This is a genomic window from Rhizobacter sp. P1_G5, assembly GCF_056405435.1.
The window spans coordinates 1-8,485 of the sequence record NZ_JBFUCB010000236.1 but is presented as its reverse complement, the minus strand read 5'-3'; the positions used below and the strand labels follow the sequence as shown (position 1 = coordinate 8,485).

General features: G+C 71.1%; 8 protein-coding genes. 6 read left to right on the top strand and 2 right to left on the bottom strand.

The features are described from left to right. Nucleotides 1-2: 2 nt before the first annotated feature. The 6 genes from AC1D12_RS17125 to AC1D12_RS17100 all read left to right on the top strand — a co-directional run bounded on the left by AC1D12_RS17125 (nt 3) and on the right by AC1D12_RS17100 (nt 5,415). Nucleotides 3-833 (top strand): SDR family NAD(P)-dependent oxidoreductase, encoded by an 831-nt coding sequence (locus AC1D12_RS17125; RefSeq protein WP_477841736.1) that lies wholly within the window; start codon nt 3-5, stop codon nt 831-833. Continuing rightward, entirely contained in the window at nt 830-1,360 is a 531-nt protein-coding gene (locus AC1D12_RS17120) for a MarR family winged helix-turn-helix transcriptional regulator (RefSeq protein WP_477841734.1), read from the top strand. Before AC1D12_RS17125 ends, AC1D12_RS17120 begins: the two co-directional genes overlap by 4 nt. Further along, on the top strand, nt 1,357-2,208 hold the full coding sequence (locus AC1D12_RS17115; protein ID WP_477841732.1) for an enoyl-CoA hydratase family protein: 852 nt from the start codon (nt 1,357-1,359) through the stop codon (nt 2,206-2,208). The genes AC1D12_RS17120 and AC1D12_RS17115 overlap by 4 nt, the downstream gene beginning before the upstream one ends. Further along, complete coding sequence (locus AC1D12_RS17110) at nt 2,208-3,350, top strand: acyl-CoA dehydrogenase family protein (RefSeq protein WP_477841730.1); 1,143 nt, start codon at nt 2,208-2,210, stop codon at nt 3,348-3,350. The genes AC1D12_RS17115 and AC1D12_RS17110 overlap by 1 nt, the downstream gene beginning before the upstream one ends. Nucleotide 3,351: 1 nt before the next feature. Next, nucleotides 3,352-4,956, top strand: coding sequence for an AMP-binding protein (locus tag AC1D12_RS17105; RefSeq protein ID WP_477841728.1), 1,605 nt, complete (start codon nt 3,352-3,354; stop codon nt 4,954-4,956). Nucleotides 4,957-5,019: 63 nt separating this feature from the next. Further along, a complete protein-coding gene (locus AC1D12_RS17100) occupies nt 5,020-5,415 on the top strand; it encodes a RidA family protein (RefSeq protein ID WP_047500657.1) in 396 nt (131 codons plus the stop codon). Nucleotides 5,416-5,421: 6 nt separating this feature from the next. Here AC1D12_RS17100 and AC1D12_RS17095 read toward each other — a convergent pair whose 3' ends face one another. Both AC1D12_RS17095 and AC1D12_RS17090 read right to left on the bottom strand, forming a co-directional pair. Beyond that, nucleotides 5,422-6,516 (bottom strand): catalase family protein, encoded by a 1,095-nt coding sequence (locus tag AC1D12_RS17095; RefSeq protein ID WP_477825628.1) that lies wholly within the window; start codon nt 6,514-6,516, stop codon nt 5,422-5,424. 83 nt (nt 6,517-6,599) lie between these two features. Then, on the bottom strand, nt 6,600-8,485 hold a 1,886-nt coding region (locus AC1D12_RS17090), incomplete at its 5' end, for a C1 family peptidase (protein ID WP_477841726.1).

Below are 8,485 nucleotides of genomic sequence, written 5' to 3'. Positions count from 1 at the left end.
CGCTGACCGGATTGCATGCGGTGGTGACGGGGGGAGGCAGCGGGATCGGCGAGGCGATCGCGGCGGTGTTGCTGCGTGAGGGCGCGCGGGTCACGGTGATGGGGCGGGATGAGGCCCGGCTGGCAGCGGCGGTGGGGCGGTTGGGGCGAGGCTTCGATACCTCAGCCCGAACGGGGGTGGCGGGCACGCGGACGAACGAACACACATCACCCGTTCAGCCTGAGGTATCGAAGGCCCGCGCCGACATCACCGACCCCGGCAGTGTCGAATCCGCATTCCACCAAGCCACCGAAGCCTTTGGCCCCGTCGACATCCTGATCAACAACGCCGGCCAGGTCGAAAGCCAGCCCTTCGCCCGCACCACGCTCGACCAATGGAACCGCCTGCTGCAGGTCAACCTGACCGGCACCTTCCTGTGCACCCGGCAGGTGTTGCCCGGCATGACCGAGCGCGGCTTCGGCCGCATCGTCAACATCGCGAGCACCGCGGCGCTGAAGGGCTACGCCTATGTCGCCGCCTACTGCGCCGCGAAGCACGGCGTGCTGGGCCTGACGCGGGCGCTCGCGCTCGAGGTCGCGCGCAAGGGCGTCACCGTCAACGCGGTCTGCCCCGGCTACACCGACACCGACATCGTCGCCCGCGCGGTCGAGCAGATCGCCAGCAAGACGCAGCGCAGCGCCGACGCGGCACGCGACGCCTTGGCCGCAGCCAACCCGCAGGGCCGGCTGGTGCAGCCCGACGAGGTTGCGCAGGCGGTGCTGTGGCTGTGCCGGCGCGAATCGGCCAGCATCACCGGCCAGGCGATCGCCGTGGCCGGCGGGGAGGTGATGTGATTTCCGACATCAGCGACCTCGAATCGCGGGTCATCGACGACCACCATCAGGCCCTGAAGCTGTGGCTGCGCCTGCTGTCGTGCAGCAACCGCATCGAGTCGGTGATCCGCAACCGGCTGCGCAGCGAGTTCGCGACCACGCTGCCGCGCTTCGACCTGCTGGCGCAGCTCGAGCGCGAGCCCGCCGGCCTGGCGATGGGCGAGCTGTCGCAGCGGCTGATGGTGACCGGCGGCAACGTGACCGGCATCACCGACCAGCTCGAAGCCGAAGGCCTGGTGCGCCGCGTGCCGCGCCCGGACGACCGGCGCTCGTTCGCGGTGCAGCTGACGCCGGCCGGCCGCCGCCAGTTCCGGCGCATGGCGGCCACGCACGAGCAGTGGGTCGTCGAGCTGTTCGCCGGCTGGTCGGCCGACGAGAAGACCCAGGTGCAGGACTTGCTCTCGGTGCTGAAGCGGCACCTGGCCGGCATCGACAGCGCGTTGCCTGCGAAGCCGGTGAAGAAGACCAAGCCGAAGGAGAAGACATGACACGTGCTATGGACTCCCACCTCGCGTCCGGCAACCGGCAAAGCGCTGCCGCGATCGCGCCGCGGCATGTCGGCTGGGCGCTGCACGGCCGCGTCGGCGTGATCACGCTGAACCGGCCCGAGCGCAAGAACCCGCTGACCTTCGAGTCGTACGCCGAGCTGCGCGACCTGTTCCGCACGCTTGCGCAGGTCGACGAGGTGCGCGCGATCGTCGTGCAGGGCGCCGGCGGCAACTTCTGCTCCGGCGGCGACGTGCACGAGATCATCGGTCCGCTGACGAAGATGGCGATGCCCGACCTGCTGGCCTTCACGCGCATGACCGGCGATTTCGTGAAGGCGATGCGCGCCTGCCCGCAGCCCGTCGTCTCGGCGATCGACGGCGTGTGCGCCGGTGCCGGCGCGATCATCGCGATGGCATCGGACCTGCGCGTCGGCACCGCGCGCAGCAAGACCGCCTTCCTGTTCTCGCGCGTCGGGCTGGCCGGTTGCGACATGGGCGCCTGCGCGCTGCTGCCGCGCATCGTCGGGCAGGGGCGCGCATCGGAGCTGCTGTACACCGGCCGCTCGCTGGGCGGCGACGAGGCGCTGCAATGGGGCTTCTTCAATCGCCTGAGCGAGCCGGAGGCCTTGCAGGCCGATGCACTGGCCTGGGCCGGCGAGATCGCGGCCGGGCCCGGTTTCGCGCATGCGATGACGAAGCGCATGCTGCACCAGGAGTGGGCGATGGGCGTCGACGAGGCGATCGAATCCGAGGCGCAGGCGCAGGCGATCTGCATGATGACGCAGGATTTCCAACGCGCGTACGAGGCGTTCGCGGCGAAGTCGAAGCCGGTGTTCGAGGGCGATTGATGGGCGCGCACCTCGACTGGCCGTTCTTCGAGGCGCGCCATGCGGCGCTGGAGCAGGCGCTCTCGCGCTGGTGCGGCGAGCACCTGGCGCACGTGCCGCACGACGATGTCGACACCACCTGCCGACGCCTCGTGAAGCAGCTCGGCGCGGCCGGCTGGCTGCGCCACGCGATTGCCGAGAAGCCGGGTGACGCGATCGACACCCGCGCGATCTGCCTGCTGCGCGAGACGCTGGCGCGCCACCACGGCCTGGCCGATTTCGCGTTCGCGATGCAGGGCCTCGGCTCGGGCGCGATCTCGCTGGACGGCACGCCGGCGCAGCGCGAGCGCTACCTGCCGCGGGTCGCGCGCGGCGAGGCGATCGCGGCGTTCGCGCTGTCCGAGCCCGAGGCCGGCTCCGACGTGGCGGCGCTTGCCTGCGCGGCGCGCGACGACGGCGATGCGTATGTACTCGACGGCGAGAAGACCTGGATCTCGAACGGCGGCATCGCCGACTTCTACGTGCTGTTCGTGCGCACCGGCGAGGCACCCGGCTCGCGCGGCATCACCGCGCTGATCGTCGATGCCGACACGCCGGGGCTGCAGATCGCCGAGCGCATCGAGCTGATCGCGCCGCACCCGTTGGCCAGGCTGCGCTTCGACGGCTGCCGCGTGCCGAAGGCGCAGCGGCTGGGCGAGGCGGGCCAGGGCTTCAAGCTCGCGATGCGCACGCTCGACATCTTCCGCACCTCGGTGGCCGCGGCCGCGCTCGGCTTCGCGCGGCGTGCGCTCGATGAAGCCTTGCAGCGCGCGACGACCCGCAAGATGTTCGGCCAGACGCTCGCCGACTTCCAGATCACGCAGGCCAAGCTCGCGCAGATGGCGACCACCGTCGACAGCGCAGCGCTGCTGACCTACCGCGCCGCATGGCAGCGCGACCAGGGCCGCAACGTGACGCGCGAGGCGGCGATGGCCAAGCTGGCCGCCACCGAGGGCGCGCAGCAGGTCATCGATGCCGCGGTGCAGCTGTGGGGCGGCGCCGGCGTCGTCAGCGGCAACACGGTGGAGACGCTGTACCGCGAGATCCGTGCGCTGCGCATCTACGAGGGCGCCACCGAGGTCCAGCAACTGATCATTGCCCGCGAGCTGCTGAAAGGAACGTGAGATGTCTGCGCACGTCGACACCTTTGCCAGAGACCACCTGCCGCCGCGCGATCAATGGCCCGAGCTGGTGTTCGACCTGCCGGAGCTGCAGTTTCCCGGCGAGCTGAACTGCGCTCGTGAACTGCTGGACCGCTGGGTCGACGAGGGCCACGGCGACCGACTCTGTGTGCAGGGGCAGGGCGTGCGCTGGACCTACGCGCAGCTGCAGGCGCAGGCCAACCGCATCGCGCACGTGCTGGTCGACGACCTCGGCCTCGTGCCCGGCAACCGCGTGCTGCTGCGCGGGCCGAACTCGCCGATGCTGGCGGCCTGCTGGTTCGGCGTCGTGAAGGCCGGCGGCATCGCGGTCGGCAGCATGCCGCTGCTGCGCGCGAAGGAGCTGGTGCAGATCGTCCACAAGGCCGAGATCAGCCATGCGCTGTGCGACATCCGGCTGGCCGACGAGCTCGCGCTGGCCGGCCCGCAGTGCCCGACGCTCGTGCACGTGCTGCACTTCATGACCGAGCGCGACGGCGGCCTCGAGGCACGCATGGCCGGCAAGCCGGCGCAGTTCGACACCGCCCGCACCGCCGCCGACGACACCTGCCTGATGGCCTTCACGTCCGGCACGACCGGGGCGCCGAAGGCGACGCTGCATTTCCACCGCGATGTGATGGCCGCCTGCGCCTGCTGGCCGCGCCATGTGCTGCGGCCGACGGCCGACGACGTGTTCATCGGCAGCCCGCCGATCGCGTTCACGTTCGGGCTCGGCGGGCTGCTGCTGTTCCCGCTGTCGGTGGGCGCGTCGACGGTGCTGGTCGAGCGGCCGGCGCCGGATGCGCTGCCGGCCGCGATCGCGCAGTACCGCGCGACGACGCTGGTGACCTCGCCGACCGCGTACCGCGCGATGGCCGGCCAGCTTGCCGCGCACGACCTGTCGTCGCTGCGCCAGTGCGTGTCGGCCGGCGAGGCGCTGCCCGCGGCGACGCGGCAGCTGTGGAAGCAGGCGAGCGGCATCGAGATCATCGACGGCATCGGCTCGACCGAGCTGCTGCACATCTTCATCTCGCACGACGAGGCGCATGCGCGGCCGGGAGCGACCGGCACGGTGGTGCCGGGCTACCGCGCCTGCGTGCTCGACGATGCGGGCCGGCCGCTGCCGCCGGGGCAGGTGGGGCGCCTCGCGGTCAAGGGGCCGACCGGCTGCCGCTACCTGGCCGACGAGCGCCAGCGCCAGTACGTGAGCGAAGGCTGGAACCTGACCGGCGAYGCCTACCTGCAGACCGACGACGGCTACTTCGTCTACCAGGCGCGCACCGACGACATGATCATCTCGGGCGGCTACAACATCGCCGGGCCGGAGGTGGAGGCTGCCTTGCTGCAGCATCCCGCGGTGGCCGAGTGCGGCGTGGTCGGCGTGGCCGACGACGAGCGCGGGCAGGTCGTCAAGGCCTTCGTCGTGCTGCGGCCGGGGCAGGTTGGCGACGCGGCGATGGTGAAGGCGCTGCAGGATTTCGCGAAGCAGGCGATCGCACCCTACAAGTACCCGCGTGCGATCGAGTTCTGCGACGCGCTGCCGCGCACCGAGACCGGCAAGCTGCAGCGCTTCAAGCTCCGTTCGGGCTGAGCCCCACTCCCGTTCGGGCTGAGCCTGTCGAAGCCGGCGTACACACACAGAGGAGACATCAGGATGAAAGTGCTGCAACCCCCCGGCTGGCTGCCGCCGCGCGGCTATGCGAACGGTGTGGCCGCCGAGGGCGTGCTGGTGTTCGTCGCCGGCCAGATCGGCTGGAACGAGCGCTGCGAGTTCGAGAGCGACGATTTCGTCGACCAGGTGCGGCAGGCGCTGCGCAACGTCTGCGCGGTGCTGGCCGAGGGCGGCGCGGCGCCGCAGCACATCGTGCGCATGACCTGGTACGTGCTCGACCGTGCCGAGTACCTGGCGCGCGGCCGCGAGGTCGGCGCGGTGTTCCGCGAACTGGTCGGCAGCTACACGATCGCGATGAGCGCGGTGCAGGTCAGTGCGCTGATGGAGCCGCGCGCCCGCGTCGAGATCGAGGTCACGGCGGTCGTGCCGCGCACCTGACCTCGGTCAGGGCGGCAGGTCGTCGGCGGAACGCGGCTCCGCCATCCGCACGCCGTTGCGCTCGGCCCGGAAGCGCGCCGACATCTCGTAGACCCGCTTGCGCACCCGCATCACCGCGCCCAGCGGCCGGTGCGCCGCRAGCCCGTGCCACGGGCTGAACGACATGCCGTCGTCGATCGCCGCCGAGCGTGCCTCGGTCCACGCGAGCTGCGGCCGCATCACGATGCGGGCGACGGTGACGAACGGGCTCTGGTCCTCGGGCCAGCGCACCGACGCATCCTCGATCGGCATCGTCTCGAGGTCGGTGCAGAGCTGCACGCGCAGCGCCCACTCGCCGCCGGCTCGGGCGAAGTGCGACATCACCGCATCGCGCAGGGCCTGTGGGCGGTCTTCCATCTCGACGTGCGCGCCGGTCAGCGCCTGCAGTTCCGCCGACACCGGCACCACCTCGATCTTCGCCATGTACGGCCCCCACAGCATCGGCACCTGGCTGAAGTAGCTGTCGCCGAGCGGGTGCGTCTGCGGGTGTCCGCCAAGCGCCTTCAGCGTGCCGCTTTGCAGCCCCACCTGCTCGATCGCCCTCTCGGCGCCGCGCAGCACCGCCGACACCGCCTTCTTCAGCGTCGGCGCGCGGTCGGTCGTGGCGGCCAGCAGCTTCAGGCCGGCCAGGAACTGCTTCGGCCCGGCCGAGCCGAAGACCGGTCCGTTGACCAGCACGAAATCCTGCGTGAACGCGCCCTCGCTGCCCGGCAGCCGGACGCCGTCGACGCCGATCAGCTTGATCGCCATGCCGCGCGGCGTCGACACCGCGTCGTCCAGGATGTCGCCGGGGATCGTCGACAGCCGCATCACCAGCGGCCATTCACCGGGCTGCGCGAACGCGCCCTGCGCATGCGCCGCCGGCAGCCCGGCCGGCACGCGCAACTCGCCGCGCAGCAGGCCGTGGCTCTTGGCATGCACACCGCGCAGGCCGTGGCCGGCGTGCGAGAACGTGGTCTGCGCGATGCCACGCATCGTCTCGATCATCTGGTCGCAGACCGCGCCCTCGTCCTCCTCGGCGTGTTCGAAGGACGGGTCATACGGGATCGGCGTGATGTCCATGGCGCCGATCATCGCGGCCACGCCCGGCGCTGCGCGTCGGACGTGGAACCGGATGCCTGTAGGAGCGGACGCCCCTGGGCCCGTCAATAGCCGCGCAGGTCGTCCACCTTCAAGGCCAGTGCGCTGCCGCGGATGCGCTGCAGCGTGCGCGTGACGACCTCGATGTCGTTGTCGAAACCGCCGTGCGAGGCCCGCATCAGCACCGGCTGGCCGTCGCTGCCGATCGCCGTCTCGATGCGGTCGCTGGTGACGAGCTGGGTGCGCTTCGCGAGCTGCGCATCGGCCGCCGCGGCGCGCCAGGTGGCCAGCGCCTCGCCGGTGTCCGACGAGCCGTCCCAGCCGGCGAACGCGGCGTCGTTGACGGCATCGAGCCCGAGGATCGGCGTGCGCAGGTCGGTTTCCAGCGCGTTCGACACCAGGTACAGCAGCGACTTGCGGTAGATCGACGCGACGTTGTCGTCGCGCTCGACCTTGTCGGACAACACGTCCAGGTGCAGCCGCTCCATCACCCGTGCGTCGCTCGCATAGTGCTGGTTCGCGAACGCGACGGTGCAGGCCGGCGCATACAGGTTGACCGACGCGAGGCGCTGCGCGAGGCCGTCGTCGCGCCCGGCGTGCTGGCGCTGCGCGAGCGCGCTGAGGAAGTGCCCGAGCGCGATCGAGCCGGCCGAGTGGCCGACCAGGTGCAGTTCGAACTGCGCGCCCCAGGTGGCCGCCAGCGACTGGATCGCGTCCAGCAGCAGCTCGCCGCCGTGGCGCGGCGAGAACGCGAGCTGCGCGTTCTCCTTCATCTCGCTCCAGATCGGCTTCGCGAGCGGGCGGCCGATGGTCTTCTCGATCAGCAGGTCGGTCTTGTCGGTCAGCCATTCGCCGGCACCGGCGCGCGCCGGTTCGCGGTGGAAGGCGTCCGACAGGATGTCGCCGATCGATTCGAGCATGCCGGTCTTCCAGACCAGGAACAGCGGGTAGCAGCCGTTGCCGAGCAGGTAGCGGCCCATCGCGCTGGCGCGCTTGATCGCATCGGCCTCGCTGTTCAGGCCGCCGTGCACGTACAGCAGCAGCCTTTTCGGTCCCGATCCGGGGCCGTCGGGCTGGCTGCGGAACCACTGGTCGGGCAGCGCGTAGGCCTGCTGCTGCAGCTTGCGCGGCTGCTCATCCTCGGTCAGGTAGCGGCTCACGCGGCCATCGTTGCCGAGCACGACGCTGTGCCGGTACGCGAGCGCGCTGTCCCACCAGCCGCTGCGGTTCGCCTCGCCGCGCTTCGCGCCGGTGCTCTTGGCACCCGGCTGCGCCACCGCGAGCCGCCCGGCCACGACGCCCGGCACGCCGAGCGCGACGACCCAGGCGTCCATCGCATTGGCCAGCCAGTCGAGGTACGACAGCGTCGCGAAGCCGCCGGCGCCCCAGTCGCGGCCCCAGGAGTTCTGCAGCACGAAGCCGCGGTCGTTGAAGCCGACCAGCGCGAACGCATGGCCGCCATCCTTCGACGGCCTGCCGTCGAACGCGATCAGCGGCAGGTCGGCATGGCCCTTCGGTTCGGCGGCGACGTCGGGCACGCCGTCCCAGCCGTCGTGCGTGAAAGCCGAGACGAACACCGCGCCGTGCTGCGCGATGGCCGCCTGCATGTCGGTGATCGACTGCGTGTCGACGCGGTAGTAGACGCCCAGCGTGTTCTGCGTGGCCCGCGTTGCGAAGCCGTAGCGGGCGGTGTCGGATTTGTCGGCCTGGTAGGGCCAGTCCTTCTCCAGGCACACGCCGTTGTTGAACCAGCCCTTCAGCGCACCGCGGCAGCTGGAGCCCTCGTAGTTCTCGCCTTCGTATTCGTCGTGGCGGCGCGCCAGCGTGTAGAGCATGCGCGGGCTGACCGATTCGAAGCGGGCCGGCGTCTTCGCCTTCAGCCAGCGCAGGTAGTTGATGACGCAGCCGAGCCCGAAGCCGGTGCAGGCGCCCTCGCTGCCCTGGTCCAGGA

Bases quoted from the DNA above. Each gene is read 5' to 3' on its own strand.
- AC1D12_RS17110 (WP_477841730.1), top strand. From the start codon at position 2,208: ATGGGCGCGCACCTCGACTGGCCGTTCTTCGAGGCGCGCCATGCGGCG.
- AC1D12_RS17100 (WP_047500657.1), top strand. From the start codon at position 5,020: ATGAAAGTGCTGCAACCCCCCGGCTGGCTGCCGCCGCGCGGCTATGCG.
- AC1D12_RS17115 (WP_477841732.1), top strand. From the start codon at position 1,357: ATGACACGTGCTATGGACTCCCACCTCGCGTCCGGCAACCGGCAAAGC.